Genomic DNA, 20,996 nt, shown 5'->3' with positions numbered 1-20,996 from the left:
AAAAAACTCCTTATTCAGGTTTGATTTCTTCCATAAACCCTTTAATGTCTTGCTCCGTCATTTCACCGGTAATAACCCGCTCAATTTTCCCTTCCGGGTTTACCAAAACCGTTGTCGGCAACGGTATGATATTATAAGCAGTCATGACACTTTTCGTTTTGTCGATGACAACCGGGAAAGACAATTTGTATTGATCCACGAAATTTTGCACTTCGAATTCAGACTGTGCAATATTGACAGCCAAAATTTGTACACCCTGGTCTTTATAGTCCTCGTACTGACGGTCCATGGCCGGCATTTCTTTCACGCACGGTTTACACCAAGTTCCCCAGAAATTCAAAAATACGCCTTGCCCTTTATAATCAGACAATTTATGGGCATTTCCTTCAAGGTCCACCAAAGCGAAATCAGGAGCTTTGTCCCCGACTTCCAGTACGGTCACATCTTCTGCAGTGGCATTATTATAAAGTGTATAACCAATAGCAGCGATCAGTACCAGCAAAATAGCTGAACGCATGATCAGCCTGTTCTGCTTTTTTTTGTTTTTCTTTTCGTTCAATTTTATTCCTCCTCCGAGGTTCGAATGCAAATCCAATTATAACAAAGTTTCTTTGGCCTACAGTACGGAGTTTTGAAGGGTTTGTGAACGTTAATGGCGCTTGCCGGTTTCAGCCATGACGCGCAATAATTTCACTTCATGAGCAGTCAATTCTCTTGATTCTCCTGCATTCAAACCCTTTAACGTTAAGAAAGCGAACTGTTCGCGGCTTAGTTTCTGGACCGGGAATCCAATGGCATCGAACATTCTGCGGACTTGGCGGTTTCGTCCTTCATGAATGGTGATTTGAACTATCGCCTTGCCAGTTTTCTTATCAGCGGAAAGCAGTTTCACTTTCGCAGGCGCCGTCATGCCATCTTCCAATTTAATGCCGCGCTCAAGTTTTTGCAGGTCTTCCCTTTCCGGAATTCCTTTTAAGCGGGCTACATAAGTTTTATCGATTTCAAACTTCGGATGAGTCAACGAATTGGCAAATTCGCCGTCATTTGTCATAATCAGCAAACCTGACGTATCATAATCCAATCGGCCCACAGGATAAATGCGCTTATCTATGTCATCAAAGAAATCCGTAACCACTTTACGGTTCTTGTCGTCACTTACAGCAGAAATCACTCCACGCGGTTTATACAATAAGTAATAGACTTTCTGTTCTTTTTCAAGTTGCACACCTTCGACTTCGATTGTGTCATTCTGTGAAACCTTCGTGCCCAATTCTTTTACAACTTTTCCGTTGACCCGTACTTTCCCATCCAATATTAACTGCTCCGACTTCCGTCTAGAAGCAACACCTGCATGAGCAAGCATTTTTTGTAATCTCTCCATAAGTTCACCTCATTGATTTTTTTAGACATACAAAAGCAGAAGCAGGATTACCTGTAATACATACTTTCTTCCGTTCGTCTCACTCGGAATTATGTCACATTTCGTCGAAAAGAGAAAGTACATAGCTCATTCTAAAGCCATTTAAATAGCAAAAGGAGACCAGGATTCGATCCTGGTCTCCTCTGTTTTATTTGATCAATCTTTGGCTTCTGTTTTAAAAGCTTCTTGAAACTTAGTCATAAACAAATCAGTTTCCTCTTCTTCGTTCGGCACATCTTCTTCCGGCAAAGGAGGCAATTCACTTAAATCTTTGAGCCCGAAATAATTCAAGAACTCTGTTGTTGTGCCATATAAAATTGCACGGCCGGTACCTTCCGCACGGCCCATTTCTTGAATTAACCCTTTTGCAGCGAGAGTATGTAACGGTTTTTCACTTTTGACGCCGCGCAAGTCCTCCACTTCCAAGCGGGTCAAAGGCTGTTTATAGGCAACTATGGCCAGCACTTCCAAAGAAGCTTGTGACAAAGCTTGAGTAGTCGGATTTTCAACCAATTTTTGAATTGTTTCAGCGACCTCTGGTTTAGTCACCAATTGATAAACGCCAGCCAATTCTTTTAGCATAATGCCGCTTTCCGCCTCTTCGTATCTTTGTGTCAAATCTTTGACACTTGTCAGGATGTCCCCTGCTTCTGCTTCTGTCAAGAATTGCAATTGCTTCATTGTTAATCCATCATCGCCGGCAACGAATAACAAAGCTTCCATTTTACTCGAAAGAGTCGTCTTCATATTCCCACGTCTCCTTTTTCAGTTCCACCATTAAATCGGTAAAATTCTTTTCTTGTTCCACTTGGATCACTTGCCGTTTCATCAATTCAAGAACCGACAAAAACGATACCACCAATACTGTTTTATCGTTAGACGGAAATAAATCCGTGAACGTCGTGCGTCCTTTCGCAATTTTCAAACGATTGACAATCGACGTCATTTGATCTTTAATAGAGACTTCCTGGCGTGCAATCCTTGCAGATAAAGGAGCCTTCAACTGTTTGCGCCGAAGCATCTTTTGGAACGCACCGAGCATATCGTATGCATTAACTTCCAAGTCGATGTTTTCAGTTGCAGACGAATTCTGCAGCTCTGACAAATCCATCGGCGCTTTTGTGTAAATTGCGGAGCGGTTGGATTCCAAATCTTGTAGCTTGATGGCAGCTTCTTTGTATTTCCTGTACTCCACCAAACGGGATACAAGCTCTTCACGTGGATCCTGCTCTTCGTACTCATATTCAATATCATCCAGATTGCCTTCATGCACAGGAAGCAGCATTTTGCTTTTTATAGCAAGGAGGGTGGCAGCCATAACCAAGTATTCACTTGCTTCATTCAGCTCAAGCACTTGCAGAGCACGGATGTGTTCCATATACTGTGTGGTAATCTGAGAAACCGGAATATCATAAATATCAATTTCCAAACGATGTATTAAATGCAATAATAAATCAAGAGGACCTTCAAAAGCCTCTACTTTCACTTCATAAGACATGATTTTCCACCTGACTTTAAATTTTACTTATTCTTACTCAAGAGCTAGAACACGGGTTTTATTAAATCATAGTTATTTCCCAGCCCAGTAAGGAGCTGCTCCGCTGGCTCCTACTGGCCTTAAAAGCCCGATTGGTTCAGCTAGCATTCCGCGGGAAAGGCGTCCGCTGAATGCAGTTTCACTTTATTATAGTAGAAAGGGGATTAAAATGCACCCACTCCATCACCCGCTTTTTATCCAATTTATTATACATTTCAATGAAGAAAAAGATTATTTCGAGTGTCATGAAGTAGGAGAAGAATATTGGAAGTCAATCGCACCGAAAGATAAACTGCATCCGCTGACCGGATGGATCCAGTTAGCCGTTGGCATGTACCACTGGAGAAGGAGCAATTATCCCGGCGCGTTGCGGTCATTTATCCGTTCAAAGGTCAAACTTGCGGATGGCGGTATTTGGGTTGAAGGATTTGACCGGGAAAAGCTGATTGAGTTTGTTTCCGGAGCAATTGAAGATGTGACAAACCGTAAGCCGTTCAGCCCCTTCCAACTGCCTGTCACTTCCAGTGACTTAATCAGAAAGGTCAACAGCTATCAAGAAGCCAATCCAATAGCCCAACAAGATCCCTATTTTATTATGCACAAGCACCGCCTGCGGGATCGGTCTTCGATTATTAACCTGAGGGAGCAGCGGAAAAGAAGAAATCTTGAACTTTAATTGCAGTAGAAAAGCATGGGATATTCCATGCTTTTTTATTTTCCTTTTAATCGTCAAAACAAAAAAGCCATTTCTAGTTTAAATCAATAAAAAAGGAAGCGCTGATTAAAAGCACTTCCTTTTCTTATTCTAAAATGTATGCCTATAAAGGCTATTATAACTCGGCCTTTTTTTCCAACTCCGGACATTTTAAAAGAAACGATTCTGTTTCTGCTGAGGAACGCATTTCTTTCTCTTGCATAATCTGGCGAATCTTATCAATCATGGCATGGCCGATGCCTTCGCCTCGATGTGATGGATTCACTGAAATATGATGGATAATGAAATAATCTTCTTTGACTTCTACGCCAAGCAATCCGACAAAGTCTTCTCCCTTTTTCCAAAGGTAAAGCTGCCAATCAGGATTTTCTTCATATATGTGCATCGTTTGCTGTAATTTTTTTAATTCCCGCTCTTTCGGCATGAATGACAGCAGCCCCATAGCAATTTTTTCAAATGATTTCTTGTATCTGAATAACATATTCAATCCCTCATTTTCGTCTTAAACGGCTTCATTCATCCTACTATAAACCTGCAAATAACTCAAGTTTGTTCAGAGTCCCCCACCGATGACGTTGTCGGCAAAATAGAACCAATATACGATTCCCCACCCAATAGACAAAACCAATAGGATGATCAACAGTAAAATATTGGTCTTTTTCATTTGCTTTTCACCTGTTTTTTATAAGTCATGTCATTCATGATCAAATCTTCATTCGTTTCACGTTTCACCACTAGCTGATGGTCCCCGTTTTCAACAAAAACAACAGCCGGCCGTGCAATGCGATTATAATTGCTTGCCATTGAGTAGCCATAGGCACCGGTACAGAAAACACTCAGAACGTCACCTGGTTCTGCTGTCGGCAACTCTGCCTGCTCAATTAGCTTGTCTCCTGATTCACAGCATTTCCCAGCTATAGTATAGTGCTCAGTAGCAGCTTCATTGGCTTTATTAGCGATCATCGAACTGTATTTAGCTCCGTAAAGCGCCGGGCGGATGTTATCCGACATGCCGCCATCCACTGCGGCATACTTGCGGATTCCGGGAACTTCTTTCATCGAGCCGATGGTGTATAAAGTTGTTCCGGCATCACCGACAAGCGAACGGCCCGGTTCGATCCAGATTTCCGGAATGGCAAAATCAGCTGCAGCCGCAGTCTGTTTGACCACTTGAATCATTTCTTTCACGTAGACTGACGGTTCAAGCGGTTCATCTTCTGCTGTATAGCGGATGCCGAAACCTCCTCCTAAATTTAGCACAGGGCACTGATAACCATATTCGTTTTTCCATTCAGCCATTTTACCAACCAGTTTTTCTGCTGCCAAACGGAAAGCCGCAGTATCAAAGATTTGTGAACCGATATGGCAATGCAGCCCTAGAACATTCAAAAATTCATGCTGGAAGGTTTCCTGGAATGCTCGATCTGTCTGGCCATTATTCAAATCAAAACCAAATTTCGAATCTTCCTGGCCCGTAGTAATGTAATCATGCGTATGCGCTTCGATTCCTGGAGTGACACGAAGCAAAATATTCATCGGCTTTTTCAATTGTTCCGAAATGCCCTTTAACAAGTGGATTTCATAGAAATTATCGACTACGATACAGCCGATTTCTTCCTCAAATGCCATCCGGAGTTCTGCCTCGCTTTTATTGTTGCCATGGAAGTGGATTTTTTCTTTTGGAAAACCGGATTTGATCGCTGTGTAAAGTTCACCAGAGGAAACCACATCAAGCGATAAATTTTCTTCCGCTGCAACCTGATAAATGGCGATGCTGGAAAAAGCCTTGCTGGCATATGCCACCTGATAACCAATGCCTTCATCCTCAAAAGTTTTTTGGAACGCCTTTGCACGATCACGGAATAACTGAATATCGTATACGTATAGCGGAGTCCCATATTCTTTGGCAAGTTTTACCGAATCCGTTCCGCCGATTGTCAAATGCCCCTGTTCATTAATTGCTTGTGTCCCGTATAAATGCATATTGTCCCTCCTGTATTAAGCGAATGGAAACACCGACTATATAAGTTGAATCAACATTTTCATCTCCCGATATTCCGCATAACAGCTGCGCTTGCCGCGGGCGAGCGCCAAGCCTCCTCAGTCGCTTCGCGCCTTGCGGGGTCTCGGCTGTCTCGCTATCCCGCTGGCGTCTCCGCCGTTTTGCTTCATATCTAAGTAAGCAATAATAAAGAGCTATATCAATGATCATCTCTTTTGTAAAAAGCCTATCCAGCGCCGGCGCGTCCAGGGGCGAGACGAAGCCATGAGACGAGTGTACTTCTCGGCTCATGGCGGGAGTTCTGCCCAAAGCGACCGAAGCGGTGTTTGAAAGTTAGTTTCTTTAATTCGACTTAGATATGAAAAAACTTGCTGAGAATAAACTCAGCAAGACTTTTTAATCGGTAATCAGCGCAGAAATCAGCTGTACTTTATCAACCGGTTCGCTTGAATATTCTATACTATTATATATCATCTTCATGCATTCTGCGAGTTCTTCCGTATTCGAATAAATCGTTGCGATCGTTTCGCCTTTTTGGACGCGGTCGCCGACTTTCTTATGCAATACAATGCCGACAGCCAAATCGATTTCCGATTCTTTTGTCGCTCTGCCCGCTCCAAGCACCATCGCAGCCGTGCCGATTTCATCCGCTTCCATGAACGAAATATAACCTTCCTGCTCAGAAGGTACTTCCGTGACGAACTTCGCCTGAGGCAATAAATTAACATCGTCCACAACTGCAGGATTGCCGCCTTGAGCCGAGATAAATTCCTTCATCACTTCAAGCGCTTTGCCATTAGCGATCACTTCTTCCAGCATCGTGCGCGCTTCTTCCAAAGTTTCCGCCTTACCGCCCACTACAACCATTTGGCTGCCCAGCACGAGGCATAGCTCGGTCAAATCTTCAGGCCCTTTGCCTTGCAGCGTTTCTATGGCTTCTTTCACTTCCAGCGCATTGCCGATAGCAAACCCAAGCGGCTGGCTCATATCTGAAATAATAGCCATCGTTTTGCGCCCAGTAGCGTTTCCGATTCCCACCATTGCATGAGCTAACTCTCTTGCATCTTCTTCTGTCTTCATAAATGCGCCTTCGCCTATCTTGACATCCAGCACAATGGCATCTGCCCCAGCTGCGATTTTCTTGCTCATAATCGAACTCGCAATCAGCGGAATGCTGTTTACGGTTGCAGTGACATCACGAAGCGCATACAATTTCTTGTCTGCAGGAGTCAAATTGCCGCTTTGGCCAACAACTGCCAATTTGATATCATTCACTTGTTTAATGAAATCTTCCGATGAAATCTCAACATGGAAACCTTCAATCGCTTCCAGTTTATCAATCGTTCCACCTGTATGACCCAGTCCGCGTCCGCTCATCTTCGCAACCGGCACCCCACAAGCTGCAACAAGCGGTCCGAGCACCAATGTAGTGGTATCGCCGACTCCGCCAGTCGAATGCTTGTCAACTTTGATGCCTTCGATTGCAGACAAGTCGATTTGGTCTCCCGAATTCGCCATCGCGATCGTCAAATCAGCGCGTTCGCGTTCTGTCATATTCTGAAAGTAAATTGCCATCAAAAATGCACTCATTTGATAATCGGCAATATCTCCTTTTGTATATCCTGTAACAATAAACTGAATTTCTTCTGTAGAAAGCTCAAAGCCGTCTCTTTTTTTCTCAATCAAGTCGACCATTCTCATGAATGATTACCGCCTTTTCAATTTAATATACATATCTAGAAACTTCGTTTAATGGGATTTCCATCTTACATAAGTGCCAGTATTTCTAATCGCACTCTTACGGACGATTGAAAAACCTTATTGACCGTTCAAGCGAGACAGAATGCTTTTTCCGTATTTAGGCAACGGAGCAGAAAAATTATCAGCAATCGTAGCGCCGATATCTGCGAACGTTTCACCAAGTTCTATCTCCCGGCCCCCATTGAAACGTGGAGAAAAGGCAAGAAGCGGCACATACTCACGAGTATGATCAGTTCCCGGGAATGTTGGGTCATTGCCGTGATCTGCAGTAATAATCAATAAATCCTCATCTGACAGCTTTTCAAGAACTTCCGGCAAACGGCGGTCAAATGCTTCCAGTGCTTCTGCATATCCTTTTGGATCTCTTCTATGGCCGTATAAGGCATCAAAATCAACCAAGTTCAAGAAACTTAATCCGTTGAAATCTTCTCCTGCCACTTGAACCAATTTGTCCATTCCATCCATATTGTCTTTTGTGCGAAGCGCTTTTGTAACCCCTTCGCCGTTATAGATATCATTGATCTTGCCGATTGCGATTACGTCTTTGCCGATATCTTTCAATTCGTTCATGACTGTCCGCTCGAATGGTTTCAACGCGTAATCGTGGCGGTTTGATGTACGTTTAAAAGCTCCTTTTTCGCCAAGGAAAGGACGTGCAATTATGCGGCCCACAAGAAACTCCGGCTCAAGCGTAAGTTCACGTGCGATTTCGCAGATCTTATAAAGTTCTTCCAATGGAATAACTTCTTCGTGAGCTGCAATTTGAAGTACAGGATCCGCTGATGTATAGACAATAATAGCACCGGTCTCCATGTGTTCTTCACCAAGCTCATCTAGAATCTCAGTGCCGCTCGCCGGTTTGTTGCCAATCACTTTGCGGCCTGTTTTTTCTTCAAGTTGCTGGATCAGTTTTGCAGGGAACCCTTCCGGATAAACTTTGAAAGGTGTATCGATGTTCAACCCCATGATTTCCCAGTGTCCGGTCATCGTATCTTTTCCAACTGATGCTTCCTGCAATTTTCCGTAATATGCTGCCGGCTTGTCAACTGGCGTAAGCCCTTTCACCGGAACGATGTTGGCAAGTCCGAGTTTTTCCATATTCGGCATCTGAAGTCCGCCTACTGCTTCTGCGATATGGCCAAGTGTATCTGAACCAACATCTCCAAAAGCTTCAGCATCCGGAGCTTCCCCAATGCCGACTGAATCCAATACTATTAAATGAACGCGTTTAAACGGTTTAGTTGTCATTTGATTTCCTCCTTATTTACCCTCCTATATTAACATAAAATTATAGAATGTCAGAAGTCTGACCTATATTTTTTATGCACGTGGATGGAATTGTGAATAGACGTCTTTCAAACGGGTTTTACTGACATGCGTATAAATTTGAGTCGTGGAAATATCGGCATGGCCAAGCATTTCCTGAACCGCACGCAGGTCCGCCCCGTTCTCAATCAAGTGGGTAGCAAAAGAATGGCGCAAAGTATGCGGCGTCAATTCTTTTTGAATGCCCGCTTTTTGGGCATGCTGTTTTAACAGTTTCCAGAAACCTTGGCGGGTCAAGCGCTTCCCGCGCTGATTGATGAACAATGAATCGGTTTTCGCTTCCGGTTTCATCAAGTCGTTCCGGGCATTTTCCAAATAAACTTTGCAGGCGGACAAAGCGGATTTTCCAAGCGGGATGATCCGTTCTTTGCCTCCTTTGCCATAACATCTGACAAAGCCCATCGTTAGATTGACGTCTTCAATATCCAAATTGATGCATTCACTCACCCGCATGCCACTCGCATATAACAATTCCAGCATCGCACGGTCGCGCAAGCCATTCGCTTTATTCGCCACTGGGGCTTCCATTAATGCATCCACTTCCTCGATTGAAAGGATGTTCGGCAGTTTTTTCTCCATTTGCGGCATTTCCAAATGAACTGTCGGATCATTATCTACTACCCGTTCCCGAATTAAGAACTGATGAAACGACCGGATTGAAGAGATGTGGCGTGCCACAGTCCTCGATGTTTTTGTGGTTTCTTTCAAATGCCGCAGATGGTTTAAAATATGTACCCGTTCTACTTTTCTCAAAGAATCCAATTGTTCCACTTCTTTCAAATACTGCAAATAGCTTTTTAAATCCCGTTCATATGACACCAATGTATTGGAAGCGAGCTGTCTTTCCACCCGCAGGAAATGTAAATAATCATCTAAGGCATCTTTTGCATATTTCATCATTTAACCTCCAATGTTTTGAGAATTAGAAAAGGAAGGGCGACCTTAAGTTGGCCATCCTTCCTTTTCTCACCAATCATTCCGTTGGATCTTGTGAGCTGCGGTCCTGGCAACGCCAGCAAATGCCATGAAAAGTAAGACGGTGGTCTTTTATTTGGAAGTTCCATCGTTTTTCAACAACCGATTCCACATCTTCAAGCAAATCTTCCTGTATTTCGTCTACTGCTCCGCACTCTATGCATACTAAGTGATGATGGAAATGAGCTGCGCCTTCCTGGCGCAAATCATAGCGTGATACTCCATCACCAAAATTAATTTTATCAACAATCTTCAATTCAGTTAACAGTTCTAATGTCCGATACACTGTGGCCAATCCGATTTCCGGTGCAATGTCTTTCACCAACAGGTAAACATCTTCAGCACTTAAATGGTCTTCTTCATGGTCTAACAAGATTCGGACAGTCGCTTCACGCTGTGGCGTCAATTTGTAACTGGCAGCATGCAATTGTTTTTTTATACGGTCAATCCTAGTTTCCATGCGACGCCCTCCCCCAAACTGCCTTTATTATAGCAAAAGACTGTTCTCATTTACAAGGAATATAACCATTCTTTATTTAGAATAATTATAAACTGGAAGGCGTTCAATTCTCAATTGATAAACGCTGCTTGGCCCATAATACGGCAAATGCGGTTTTTGCATCATAAATGCGGTTTTCTTTCATCAATTGTTCCGCTTCTTCTACGGTCACTTCCATCAATTCAACAAATTCATCTTCATCCAGCACCGCCCCGGATGTGGATTTCTTCAGTCCTTCTGCTGCATATAAATGAATGACTTCATCCGCAAATCCCGGAGAAGTTGAAAACGACTGGATCAGCACTAATTTATCAGCTGTATAGCCGGTTTCCTCTTCCAACTCCCGCATAGCGGTATATTCAGGCGCTTCCCCTTTTTCTATCTTGCCTGCCGGGATTTCAATGATTGTCCGTTCCAGTGCTTTTCGGTATTGTTCCACCATGATGATTTTATTATCTTCTGTAATTGCCACTAAAGCGACCGCTCCAGGATGTTCAACGAGTTCACGTTTTGACGTATGGCCATTCGGAAGGCTGACTTCATCAACTTTCAAATTGATGATTTTGCCTTCGTAGATCCGGTTGGAACTGATTGTCTTTTCTTCAAACTTTTTCATTAGTATCCTCTTTTCGTTTGTGATTTCTCTACCGCAAAGTATACCATAAGAGAAACGACATTCTAAAATGAGGTGGAAAGATGAAGAAAAACAATTTGGGACAAAGTGAATTGAAATTGAGCGAAATCGGCTTTGGCTGCATGTCTTTGCCGCTGGATTTGCAGCAAGCAGCCGCCATCATTGATGAAGCAGTAGCAAGCGGCATCAATTATTTTGATACAGCGGATCTTTACAATAAAGGCAAAAATGAAGAGCTGGTCGGTGAGCTTCTCAAAAAACATCGCCAAGACGTCATCATCGCCACAAAAGTCGGCAATCAGTGGAGCACAGATTCAGATGAAGTGAAATGGAATGCGACAAAGCCCTATATCACTGAACAAGTCCACAATAGCTTGAAACGCCTTCAGACGGATTACATCGATCTGTATCAATTGCATGGCGGTATGATCACTGACAATACCGAAGAAACGATTGAAGCATTCAAATCGCTGAAAAAAGAAGGGCTCATCCGGGCGTATGGCATTTCTTCCATCCGGCCGAACGTCATCCGCCGTTTTTTGAAAAACAGTGATATCGTTTCCATCATGATGCAATACAGCCTGCTTGATCGCCGTCCTGAAGAATACTTGGAAGAAATCCATGCAGCGGACTGTTCTGTCGTGACACGCGGCAGTCTGGCAAAAGGGCTGCTGACAAATGAGGGATTAAAGCGCGCCAAAAATTCAGGAGGTTATTTAACATACGGTGAAGCAGAACTGGCAAGTACCTTGCAGCAATTACAGGAAGTCCATTCCAACCTCCATGCTTTATCGTTGCACAGCGCGCTGCAAAGCCCGGCTGTTGCTTCAGTTGTGGCCGGTGCGAGTTCTGCTGGTCAAATCCAAGAAACCCTCAAAGCGTATGAAACGGCTGTTTCACCGGAACAAATTAAGCAGGCTAGACAGCTGACAAAATTGGACCATTACAAAGAACACCGGGAATAAAAGAAAAACAGGCTGGCAAGTTACAACTTTGTTGGCCTGTTTTTCTTTTGGTTTGTTTATTTATCATTTACACATTCAATGGCCAGCAAAAACCCTCGATAATAAGAATCCACTTTCGTAATGGACAAAGGGGATTGGTTAATCAAGCCGAGCGTATCACGGTTTAAATGGCAGCCGTCGAATGTCTTTCTCCACAACGGCGTCACGACATCCTGTGCTTTCCCCAGAATTGGCTGAGGCATTCTGACATGCTCCAGAAAAAGGACAGCTGCCCCCGGTTTACTGACTCTCCGTATTTCCTGGAGCGCTTTTTCCGGCTCCGGAATGGTGCAGAACACGAGTGTAGCCACTACGGAATCAAAAAGATTGTCTTCAAACGGCAGGCTCTCTGCTTTTGCTGTGTGAATTTCGATCGGGACGGTTGATTTTGCAATTTGAGGCGTTGACTGTCTGCTCATCTGCGGATTCGGTTCAATGGCATCCACGCGCATCACATTCCTGTAAAAAGGAAAATTGGCTCCAGTACCTGAGCCGATTTCCAGTACACGGCCATGAGCTTTTCCGGTTATTGCTGTCCTTAACTGGCTGATACGGATTTTCTCCAGCGGTTTCATCGCACTATCATAAACAGTTGGAAACCAATTCGCCACATTGTTGTCCTCCTTTTTCTGATTCTATCTCATCACTTTCTTCTTTTATACCCGCTGCTTCTGTCTTTTAATATCGCCTCTATCATTATCGATTTGCTATACTTCTGTTTAAATGGTAAATGAAAGGGAAGAGTATCATTGAAGCTTATTACTAAAATGGAGGTAATTCGTGATGCCACACCAACAACATGCCGAACTGATTCAGACTTTGCACGATTGTGCAGCAGCTTGTAACCATTGTTTTTATGCTTGCCTGCAAGAAGATGATGTAAAAATGATGGCGGAATGCATCCGTCTCGACCGCGAATGTGCTGATTTATGCGCTTTGCTCGAACAAGCTATTATGAGGAATTCTCCTTTTGTTTCCGAACTGGCAACTATTTGCGCTACTGTGTGTGAAGCTTGCGGAAATGAATGCCAAAAACATGATGCAGAACATTGTCAAAGATGTGCAGAAGCATGTTTCAAATGTGCGCAAGCGTGCCGCAGTGTGATGTAAACAGAATAAAGATAAAAGGTCTTCCGAAATCTTTCGGGAGACCTTTCTTCTGTTATGGCTGCCTGTATTTTATAATAAGGAATATGAGAATGTCTGTTTCCGCTATATAGCTGGGAAGTGTATACGGAACAATAGGTTTTTATGATGTATAAGGTACATAATAAAAGGCATTTCATCATTGCCTTAATTGCTGGATCAGGAGGATTAAAGTTATGGACATGTTGTCCAGTGTATTAGAAGTTTTGGCATTGCTTGCCTTAAATTTGTTAATTGGCGTAATTGGCTTTGTACCGAGTTTTTTAGTGACCGGGCTCAACATCAGTTCTTTGGGATTAACGGGAGGCATAACTATCTCACTCATCGGTGAAATATTCGGGGCGATTCTCGGCTTTTATTTATACCGCTTCGGATTTTCTAAAATTCAGCCTTCCTGGAAAAAATCCCGCTTTTGGCACTTTATGCACAGCCGTTCGGCAGGAACCGTTTTCTTTGGAATATTGCTGTTTCGGCTGATTCCATTCATCCCATCCGGCTTGGTGACAGCAGGGGCTTCTTTAATACCGATCAGCGGCTCCATGTTTTTTATCGCCAGCAGCCTTGGGAAAATCCCGGCTGTTCTCGTCGAAGTGGCGGCAGTATACGGTTTCACGCAAATTGTACCGATTGGTTATCAATACGCTGCTGCATTATTTGTCTTAGCCATGTCAGGGATTATATGGATGAGAAAAAAGAAGAAAAAGGTCGCCCATTCAAGGCAATGACTGGCTCCAATCCACGATTTCCTGGCCTTCCAGAAAACGTTCAATATCCAAAGCAGCCATGCAACCGGTTCCGGCAGCTGTTACCGCTTGCCGGTATTTGCTGTCCTGGACATCCCCACACGCCATAACTCCCTCAATATTGGTTTCAGTCGTCCCTGGCCTCACTTGAATATAACCAAGTGGATCTGTTGCGATTTGCCCTTTTAGAAATGCGGAATTCGGCAGATGGCCAATCGCTACAAATATCCCATCTGCCTCAATAAGCTCTTCATCTCCGGTTTCGTTATTCCTCACTTTCAACCCCGCCACTTTATCACTTTTAGTAACGATCCTCAGCGGAACACGGTCCAGAGCCCAGGATACTTTCGGGTTTTGCTGTGCCCGGTCCTGCATAATTTTAGAAGCTCGCAGTTCGTTCCGACGATGGACAATCACCACTTCTGATGCAAATCTGGTCAGAAAACTTGCTTCTTCCATAGCCGAATCCCCTCCACCGACAACAATGATTTTCTTTCCTCGGAAGAAAAAACCATCGCATGTGGCACAAGTGCTGACACCCTTTCCAAGGTTTTCGGTTTCCCCTGGAATATCCAGCATTTTTGATGCTGCTCCAGTAGAAATGATGAGTGCTTCTGTCGAAAGTTCCTCTCCTTTTTGCAGCGTTATTTTGAATGGCCTCTTTTTTAAATTGACGTCCGTGACCCATCCTCTTTTAAATTGCGCTCCAAAGCGCTCTGCTTGTTTCCGCATATTATCCATCAGTTCCGGCCCTAGGATGCCATCAGAATGCCCCGGATAATTTTCCACTTCTGTTGTCAGGATCAATTGTCCGCCCGGTTCAGCTCCTTCGATGACCAACGGCTTCATATTTGCCCTAGCCAAATAAATAGCGGCTGTCAACCCTGCTGGCCCCGTACCTAAAATAACCACTCTTTCCATTCCTTCCACCTCCATTTATCTAAGAACCTGCTTAGAAATCTAAGCTGTCGCTCCTGCTTATGCCTATTGCTTTCTAAATTCCCGTTCCTTTGCCTAATAAACAGCAGAATAGCTTAAGACGAGCCTAAGAGGGTAAAATAGATTAAATAACTATTATGGAGGTGCAGAAGTTGAAAGAACTGGCTTCTTTACAAGAAACTGAAAAATTTATTACACAACCTGGCTTGAACTTCCTATACGTCTTAACGCCTTCTTGAAGTGTCTGCCACGCATTGCTTCCTCAGGTTGAGGACGTTCTAAAAGATTATCCGTTGATCCGGGTGAGAAAAGCGGATGCAGCACGCATTACGGATCTGGCCGGCTTTTTGTCTATTTTCACTTCACCGGTTTTAATCCTTTTTGCAGACGGAAAGGAAATGCAAAGAGATGCCCGATTTGTGTATGTTGAAGAATTCAGGGAGAAAATCAGAAAAATATATGAAGGTTATTATTCCCAACAAAAAGAATAAATCAGAAAGACAATCGAACCATTTATCTGAATGTGTTCGATTGTCTTTTTGTTTCAAAGATTTAGTTCTCAGCATGCCACACTTTGTTGGAATAACTGTAAAAAACCTTTTGGCAGGGTTTCTTCCGGTTGTCGAGAAAGTTCCGACGGCATTGGTTTTTCTCGTGTTTTGCTACCCTTTATATGCTTTGTACGAAAAATTCAACGCCCTCACCATGTTCAACAAAGGAAATCTGCATGTAAGAAAAAACTGCTTTAAAAGCGTGGACCTTCCACGCTTTTTCTAAATTACAAGCTACAGGATATTGGATGATTTCACTGATACCATGATAGACGTTGGGACAAGTTCGGTTTCACTCGAGACCCTTGATGAAGCTCCAATGGCTTATAAATCACTTGATGAAATCATGGGCCAAATCGGTGCCACTGTCGAAGTTACCAACATCATCAAACCTGTCTATAATTTCAAGGCAAGTGACAAGTTTATTCGAAAATAAGCTAAGGCCATGACAATGGCCTCAGACTGTAGACAAAGTATGCTTGAAATGAATTAAACGGTATCAACCCCAACTGGTCCGGCCAATTCGCTTTCCGTGGGCACGACCTCAGCCGCTTCACTTGCTCCTGTGATTACTAGTCGCAAATTGAAAAAAACATTCACTGCGTTCGCTCCAGGGTCTTCGGCCCATGTCGCGTTGCTTTACGGAATCCCTTACATCCAGGATGCCGCTTTTTACTTCACGCCAGGATCCGCAGCGGAAACCGGCGAAAGGCAAAGATGTGCTCCTGCATCGCTGCGCTAGCTTCGTCGCAAACGGATCGCGCAAAATTACTTTTGCGCGATCCGCTTCCTGCGGGGCAGCGTAGCGACGAAGTGCCGAAATGCACTCGGGCGTCCGTCCCGAGTTAGTTCGGCGCGAGCCCGCGGAAAGCGTCCGGTTGAAGCGCAGGAACCGAGGGGAGAAGCTTTTTTTGATAGTTACTCAATTGATTGAATGTATCTTCTTTTGTCTACAAGCTCAGGCCATGGCAATGCCTTTTTTTATTCCTCTTTTATAATATGGACGCCTATATTTTTATTGAATGGGTATTACATAGAAAAAAGACATCCATATGAGGAGGCATTATATGAACGAAGGCTCTGCTCAGCATCATACATCCAGCTCGGTTGGCCAGAAACGGTCAGTTCCAGCGGGAAAAATCCTGCTTGGTACAGTCGCTGGGCTGACAGCGATCGGGGGCTTTTTGGCCGATTGGAATAAAACGCATATGTTCAATCCAAACTGGCCACCGCATGCTAAATTCCATGATGCTTGGACCATTTCAGCCGGTTCTCTCCTCGGTGGTGCTGGCCTTTACTATTTAATGAGAAAAGGCAGTAACCCGCAGGAAGACCTTCAAATCGGCACGATATTGCCGGTTATCTTCTGGGCTTCCCAAGGACTCAGCTTTGCTTTTCCTGGAGCGAAGGGGCTGGAATCAGAATTTCCGGATCTTGTTCCCCGTGTAAAAGGCGTATGGATCAATGAAATATTCGCCTCGGCTGGCATGCTGGCTGTAGCTGGTGCCGGCTATGCACTCGAGCGCGGGAGACTTTCTAAAATATATTAAAAAAACAGGAAAGGGCAGCAAAATCCGCCTTTTCCTGTTTCTCTTTTTTTTGCTATCAATAAACTTTGTCACCATTGAAAATCGAGTTTTTCACGATAACATAATCCACATTACGGATTGCCGAGAGTTTGTTTCCTCCTGCATATGAAATCGAAGATTGAAGATCCTGTTCCATTTCAATGAGCGTATCTTTTAATGAGCCTCTGTATTCCACATACATTTTTTTGCCTTCAACGTTTTTCTTTTCACCTTTTTGAAACTCCGATGCGGATCCGAAATACTCTTTAAATAGCTTGCCGTCTTGTTCCACTGTTTGTCCCGGAGATTCTTCGTGGCCGGCAAAAAGTGATCCGATCATGACCATAGAAGCGCCAAAACGCACCGATTTCGCTATATCTCCATGTGTACGGATTCCGCCATCTGCAATAATGGGCTTGCTTGCCGCTTTTGCACACCAGCGAAGTGCTGCCAATTGCCAGCCGCCCGTACCGAATCCCGTTTTGATTTTCGTGATGCAGACTTTTCCTGGGCCAATGCCCACTTTCGTGGCATCTGCACCTGCATGCTCCAGCTCTCTTACCGCTTCAGGTGTACCCACGTTGCCAGCGATTACAAAGCTTCCCGGCAACTGTTTTTTGATAAACTGAATCATATTAATGACGCCATTCGAATGGCCGTGAGCCACATCGATGGTAATGTATTCCGGAGTCACTCCTTCGTCCACCAATTGCTGGACAAACGTGTACTCTTCTTCTTTTACGCCCACACTAATAGAAGCATAAAGCCCACATGCCTGCATGTCTTTGACAAATGCCAACCGTTTTTCGGGCTCAAAGCGATGCATAATATAGAAGTAATTATTTTCTGCCAAGAATAACGCAATATTTTCATCCACAATTGTCTGCATGTTAGCAGGCACTACCGGCAACTTGAATGTCCGGCCGCCAAATTGCACCGAGGTATCACATTCCGAACGGCTGTTAACCACTGCTTTTGCGGGAACCAGTTGAATATCTTCGTAATCAAACACATTATCCATTTAAAACACCCCTAAATACGAATATTTTATATCTCCAAAACATATAATGTTCGTCCATATGATAATGTACTTTATTTTCTGTTCCATGTCAAAGGCCAATTTTTCTTCTCTATTACTAGTGGTCTTTTATAAAAAGTCTTTTTTGCCTTAAAACCAAAATAGATTAAGAGCGTATCTACAATAAAACAGCTTTGTAAATAAACTCGGGAGGATGAATCGTAAATGGCAGCAGCTATTATAAACTTGGTTATTTTAATGCCTTTCTTGCTTTTTGCATTTGCCCTGTCTAAAGGCAAAGGAGCATTTCTGATTGCCGGCTATAATACATTGCCTGACCATGAAAGAGCTCAATATGATGAAACAGCCGTATGCAAATTCATGGGGGAAATTATGTATGGAGTTTGTTTCAGCATTTTATTGTGGCCACTAAGCGACCTATTGGCAATGCGTTTTTTATTTGTCATTGGTATGGTTTTGTTTATCTTTTTGATTACTTTCTCATTAATTTACGTCAACACAGGCAATAGATTTAAAAACGATTGACAAGGAGCACATTATCAATTAATAGATAAACTTCATCTCAACCATATAATAAGCTTTGAAATAACAAAAAGCTATCGAGCAGCGCAATTTATCGCCTGCATCGATAGCTTTTGTAAAACTCCATCGGCTACGTAATCAAATCGGCAGTCTTATCATCAATCACCAGGACATCAAAGTAACCGCCTTTTAATGCCGCTTTGATGCTTTCCACTTTGTGGGTGCCTTCCACGATGCCGATCACTTCCGGTATCTGTTTATACTCGTTGATGTCGAGCCCGATGACCAAATCATTCAACGGATGCTTAATCTCGATGCCGGCTTGATCGTAAAAGCGTGAACCGATATCCCCGACAGCTCCCGCTTCTTTTAAGGAAGCCAAATCCTCTTCTTTCAAGTATTGCATAGTGGTCATTGTCGATCCTTCAAAAGGGTTGCCGATGCCGACGACAGCCATATCAACATTACGCCCTTCTTCAAGTACCATTGCAATATCTTCTGACTGAATCAGACGCTTTTTCAATTCAGCCGATTCGACCATCGCAGGGGCATATAGATAAGAGCAATTGGAGTTCATCTTCTGTGCCAGCTGATAAGCCAGCAAATTAGAATGGATTTCCACCAGTTTCCTGCCCATCCCACCGACCAACGGAATAATTTTCAGATTTTGATGCTGCTCATAAGGATATTCCTGGACAAACTTTGCCAGCGTACTGCCCCAGGATATACCCAGTGACTTTTTCCCGTTGATGTTTTTGGATATGTAGAAAGAGGCGGCTTTTCCCAAGGAATGCTTGACCATTTCTGAATCTCTGCCCATCGCTGGTACAACAATAGCTTCTTTCAGCTGATACTTTTTTTCAAGCCGGTGTTCCAGCTCGACTGTATGCGCATTTTCATCTTTAATGTAAATCTCGACTATTCCATTTTCCCGGGCTTTGTTTAGCAATTTAGATATCACAGGCCGGGATACGCCAATTTTCTTTGCGATTTCCGCCTGTGTCTGCCCTTCAAAATAGTAGAGCCTCGATACTTTAACGATTTGTCTGCGCTCTTCCCAATTCATCATCAATGCACCTTCTCATTTTAATCAAACTTGAAAAGCGAATGGTTTTCCCCGGTGAACCGCTTTCATTTTTCAGCAAATCTCACCTGCTGCATTGGCCATTAGCGGCCTTTTATCGCCCATTGCCTACTTCTATTATAGGACGTAAAGGCCACTTCTGGCAATTAATGGTGAACACCTCTTCCAAGCCAGGAAGCTGCTGCTTCGTAAATGCTCTCAGAAACGGTAGGATGGGCATGAATCATTGAAGCAAGTTCATCCACCGTTCCTTCCAGGTGAATAAAAGCGGATGGTTCTGCAATCATTTCCGTCACATGCGGGCCAACCATCAAAACTCCCAGAATTTCTCCGTACTTGGTGCCCGCTATCAATTTGGTAAAACCTTCTTTCTCATCCTGAGCCAATGCTCTGCCGTTGCCTACATGGTCCACTTTCACCACTTTATAGTCAATGCCCTGCCGCTTCGCTTCTTCTTCCGTCATGCCGACACTGGCAATTTCCGGGCTGGTATAGACACAGCGAGGAACGACTGTATAATCGATTGTTTGTTTTTCGCCTGCTGCGTTCGAAGCGGCAATCAACCCTTCCGCACTGGCCACATGGGCGAGCTGCCAGCCGCCAATCACATCTCCGATTGCATAGATGGACGGAGTGCTTGTTGCCATCCGGTCATCCACTTTGACAAAACGGCCGTCCATATCCAAATTCAGCTCAGCAAAAGCGGAAGTGTTCGGTGCTCTGCCAACGGACATTAAAATTACTTCTGTCTCCAGCGCTTCCTTTTTGCCGTTTTCAGTTTCCACACGCACGAGCTGCTGGTTTTCCTGCTGCTCGATGCTGACCACTTTTATGCTGGTCAGAATGGAAATCCCTTTCTTTTTCAAGGACTTGGCAAGAGCTTTAGAAGCTTCGGGCTCTTCACTCGGAACGATTCTGCCACTCATTTCCACGATGCTGACGGGCACATCCAAACTGGCAAAGATGCATGCCAGTTCTACTCCAATGATGCCACCGCCTACGATGACCATAGAATCTGGAATCTTCTCAATATCAAAAATGGTATCGCTTGTGAAATAAGCCGCCTCTTCAATACCGGGAATCGGCGGAACGATGGGCCTTGAACCGGTTGCCAGAATGATGTTTTCAGCTCTGATGATTTCTTCTTTTTCAGCAAGCTGAATAGAAATCGTCTGATCGGCGCGAACTTCACCCAAACCATTGTATACTTCAATCTTTCCTTGTTTTAACAAGTAAGAAATTCCATTCCTCAATTGTTGGATCACGGCGTCTTTCCGAGCAAGCATTTTAGAAAGCGAAAAAGTCACTGGGCCAGTTTCAATGCCCCAGCTTTTGGCTTTTTCAATGTTTTCAATCACTTCCGCATGCCGGAGCAAAGTCTTAGACGGAATGCATCCGCGGTTCAAACACGTGCCTCCCAGTTCACGGGCCTCGATCAATGCCACCTTTTTTCCAAGCTTGGCTGCCCGGATGGCTGCTACATAGCCTGCCGGACCTCCTCCAAGTACTACAACTTCATAAATTTCCAATG

Annotated in this window: 25 protein-coding genes; 9 read left to right on the top strand and 16 right to left on the bottom strand. The window is 43.9% G+C overall.

What is annotated here, in order from left to right:
• Positions 1–10: 10 nt before the first annotated feature.
• From resA to AC3AQ9_RS02075, 4 genes are all read right to left on the bottom strand, one after another.
• Complete coding sequence (gene resA / locus AC3AQ9_RS02090) at positions 11–565, bottom strand: thiol-disulfide oxidoreductase ResA (protein ID WP_488306804.1); 555 nt, start codon at positions 563–565, stop codon at positions 11–13.
• A gap of 84 nt (positions 566–649) precedes the next feature.
• Entirely contained in the window at positions 650–1,381 is a 732-nt protein-coding gene (locus tag AC3AQ9_RS02085) for a pseudouridine synthase (RefSeq protein ID WP_488305799.1), read from the bottom strand.
• A 195-nt stretch (positions 1,382–1,576) separates the two neighbouring features.
• Positions 1,577–2,167 (bottom strand): SMC-Scp complex subunit ScpB, encoded by a 591-nt coding sequence (gene scpB / locus AC3AQ9_RS02080; protein ID WP_488305798.1) that lies wholly within the window; start codon positions 2,165–2,167, stop codon positions 1,577–1,579.
• Positions 2,145–2,918 (bottom strand): segregation/condensation protein A, encoded by a 774-nt coding sequence (locus tag AC3AQ9_RS02075; protein WP_488305797.1) that lies wholly within the window; start codon positions 2,916–2,918, stop codon positions 2,145–2,147. The genes scpB and AC3AQ9_RS02075 overlap by 23 nt, the downstream gene beginning before the upstream one ends.
• Positions 2,919–3,126: 208 nt before the next feature.
• Here AC3AQ9_RS02075 and AC3AQ9_RS02070 point away from each other — a divergent pair, with 208 nt between their 5' ends.
• Positions 3,127–3,633 carry a DUF309 domain-containing protein gene (locus AC3AQ9_RS02070; protein ID WP_488305796.1) on the top strand — a complete coding sequence of 169 codons (507 nt, stop codon included), beginning with the start codon at positions 3,127–3,129 and terminating at the stop codon, positions 3,631–3,633.
• A gap of 154 nt (positions 3,634–3,787) precedes the next feature.
• Here the strand turns inward: AC3AQ9_RS02070 and AC3AQ9_RS02065 are convergent, their stop codons facing one another.
• The 7 genes from AC3AQ9_RS02065 to AC3AQ9_RS02035 form a co-directional block, all read right to left on the bottom strand.
• Positions 3,788–4,153 (bottom strand): GNAT family N-acetyltransferase, encoded by a 366-nt coding sequence (locus AC3AQ9_RS02065; RefSeq protein ID WP_488305795.1) that lies wholly within the window; start codon positions 4,151–4,153, stop codon positions 3,788–3,790.
• A gap of 179 nt (positions 4,154–4,332) precedes the next feature.
• On the bottom strand, positions 4,333–5,655 hold the full coding sequence (lysA, locus tag AC3AQ9_RS02060; RefSeq protein ID WP_488305794.1) for a diaminopimelate decarboxylase: 1,323 nt from the start codon (positions 5,653–5,655) through the stop codon (positions 4,333–4,335).
• Between the two features lie 415 nt (positions 5,656–6,070).
• A complete protein-coding gene (locus tag AC3AQ9_RS02055; RefSeq protein ID WP_488305793.1) occupies positions 6,071–7,375 on the bottom strand; it encodes a pyrimidine-nucleoside phosphorylase in 1,305 nt (434 codons plus the stop codon).
• 117 nt (positions 7,376–7,492) lie between these two features.
• Positions 7,493–8,683, bottom strand: coding sequence for a phosphopentomutase (gene deoB, locus AC3AQ9_RS02050; RefSeq protein ID WP_488305792.1), 1,191 nt, complete (start codon positions 8,681–8,683; stop codon positions 7,493–7,495).
• A gap of 72 nt (positions 8,684–8,755) precedes the next feature.
• A complete protein-coding gene (xerD, locus tag AC3AQ9_RS02045) occupies positions 8,756–9,658 on the bottom strand; it encodes a site-specific tyrosine recombinase XerD (RefSeq protein ID WP_488305791.1) in 903 nt (300 codons plus the stop codon).
• 76 nt (positions 9,659–9,734) lie between these two features.
• On the bottom strand, positions 9,735–10,196 hold the full coding sequence (fur, locus tag AC3AQ9_RS02040; RefSeq protein ID WP_488305790.1) for a ferric iron uptake transcriptional regulator: 462 nt from the start codon (positions 10,194–10,196) through the stop codon (positions 9,735–9,737).
• Positions 10,197–10,299: 103 nt separating this feature from the next.
• Positions 10,300–10,851, bottom strand: a complete 552-nt coding sequence (locus tag AC3AQ9_RS02035) for an NUDIX hydrolase (RefSeq protein WP_300989507.1) — start codon at positions 10,849–10,851, stop codon at positions 10,300–10,302.
• Positions 10,852–10,931: 80 nt separating this feature from the next.
• On the opposite strand from AC3AQ9_RS02035, the gene AC3AQ9_RS02030 reads away from it, so the two are divergent.
• Positions 10,932–11,834 (top strand): aldo/keto reductase, encoded by a 903-nt coding sequence (locus AC3AQ9_RS02030; RefSeq protein ID WP_488305789.1) that lies wholly within the window; start codon positions 10,932–10,934, stop codon positions 11,832–11,834.
• A gap of 56 nt (positions 11,835–11,890) precedes the next feature.
• Here the strand turns inward: AC3AQ9_RS02030 and AC3AQ9_RS02025 are convergent, their stop codons facing one another.
• Positions 11,891–12,484, bottom strand: a complete 594-nt coding sequence (locus AC3AQ9_RS02025; protein WP_488305788.1) for a class I SAM-dependent methyltransferase — start codon at positions 12,482–12,484, stop codon at positions 11,891–11,893.
• Between the two features lie 172 nt (positions 12,485–12,656).
• On the opposite strand from AC3AQ9_RS02025, the gene AC3AQ9_RS02020 reads away from it, so the two are divergent.
• The gene (locus AC3AQ9_RS02020) at positions 12,657–12,983 is read left to right on the top strand and encodes a four-helix bundle copper-binding protein (protein WP_488305787.1); all 327 of its coding nucleotides are present in this window, start codon (positions 12,657–12,659) and stop codon (positions 12,981–12,983) included.
• Between the two features lie 212 nt (positions 12,984–13,195).
• A complete protein-coding gene (locus tag AC3AQ9_RS02015; RefSeq protein ID WP_488305786.1) occupies positions 13,196–13,744 on the top strand; it encodes a TVP38/TMEM64 family protein in 549 nt (182 codons plus the stop codon).
• Here the strand turns inward: AC3AQ9_RS02015 and trxB are convergent.
• Positions 13,733–14,683 (bottom strand): thioredoxin-disulfide reductase, encoded by a 951-nt coding sequence (trxB, locus tag AC3AQ9_RS02010; RefSeq protein WP_488305785.1) that lies wholly within the window; start codon positions 14,681–14,683, stop codon positions 13,733–13,735. The genes AC3AQ9_RS02015 and trxB overlap by 12 nt on opposite strands.
• Before the next feature lie 272 nt (positions 14,684–14,955).
• Between trxB and AC3AQ9_RS02005 the strand changes: the two genes are divergently transcribed.
• From AC3AQ9_RS02005 to AC3AQ9_RS01990, 4 genes are all read left to right on the top strand, one after another.
• The gene (locus tag AC3AQ9_RS02005) at positions 14,956–15,192 is read left to right on the top strand and encodes a YbbN family protein (RefSeq protein WP_488306845.1); all 237 of its coding nucleotides are present in this window, start codon (positions 14,956–14,958) and stop codon (positions 15,190–15,192) included.
• A complete protein-coding gene (locus tag AC3AQ9_RS02000; protein ID WP_488306803.1) occupies positions 15,110–15,478 on the top strand; it encodes a YcnL family membrane protein in 369 nt (122 codons plus the stop codon). The genes AC3AQ9_RS02005 and AC3AQ9_RS02000 overlap by 83 nt, the downstream gene beginning before the upstream one ends.
• 18 nt (positions 15,479–15,496) lie before the next feature.
• Positions 15,497–15,688, top strand: a complete 192-nt coding sequence (locus AC3AQ9_RS01995; RefSeq protein WP_488305784.1) for a hypothetical protein — start codon at positions 15,497–15,499, stop codon at positions 15,686–15,688.
• Positions 15,689–16,319: 631 nt separating this feature from the next.
• Positions 16,320–16,802: a DUF6640 family protein gene (locus AC3AQ9_RS01990; RefSeq protein ID WP_488305783.1), complete on the top strand. Its 483-nt coding sequence runs from the start codon at positions 16,320–16,322 to the stop codon at positions 16,800–16,802.
• Positions 16,803–16,857: 55 nt separating this feature from the next.
• Here the strand turns inward: AC3AQ9_RS01990 and guaC are convergent, their stop codons facing one another.
• Positions 16,858–17,841 carry a GMP reductase gene (guaC, locus tag AC3AQ9_RS01985; RefSeq protein WP_488305782.1) on the bottom strand — a complete coding sequence of 328 codons (984 nt, stop codon included), beginning with the start codon at positions 17,839–17,841 and terminating at the stop codon, positions 16,858–16,860.
• Between the two features lie 222 nt (positions 17,842–18,063).
• Here guaC and AC3AQ9_RS01980 point away from each other — a divergent pair, with 222 nt between their 5' ends.
• Positions 18,064–18,384, top strand: a complete 321-nt coding sequence (locus AC3AQ9_RS01980; protein ID WP_488305781.1) for a DUF3784 domain-containing protein — start codon at positions 18,064–18,066, stop codon at positions 18,382–18,384.
• Between the two features lie 127 nt (positions 18,385–18,511).
• On the opposite strand, the gene AC3AQ9_RS01975 is transcribed toward AC3AQ9_RS01980, so the two are convergent.
• Together AC3AQ9_RS01975 and lpdA are read right to left on the bottom strand one after the other, a co-directional pair.
• Positions 18,512–19,450: a sugar-binding transcriptional regulator gene (locus AC3AQ9_RS01975; RefSeq protein ID WP_488305780.1), complete on the bottom strand. Its 939-nt coding sequence runs from the start codon at positions 19,448–19,450 to the stop codon at positions 18,512–18,514.
• 161 nt (positions 19,451–19,611) lie between these two features.
• Positions 19,612–20,994 (bottom strand): dihydrolipoyl dehydrogenase, encoded by a 1,383-nt coding sequence (gene lpdA / locus AC3AQ9_RS01970; protein WP_488305779.1) that lies wholly within the window; start codon positions 20,992–20,994, stop codon positions 19,612–19,614.
• Positions 20,995–20,996: the final 2 nt, after the last annotated feature.

It is taken from the genome of Planococcus sp. VCh962, assembly GCF_057748275.1.
This window is presented reverse-complemented; position numbering and strand designations above follow the sequence as displayed.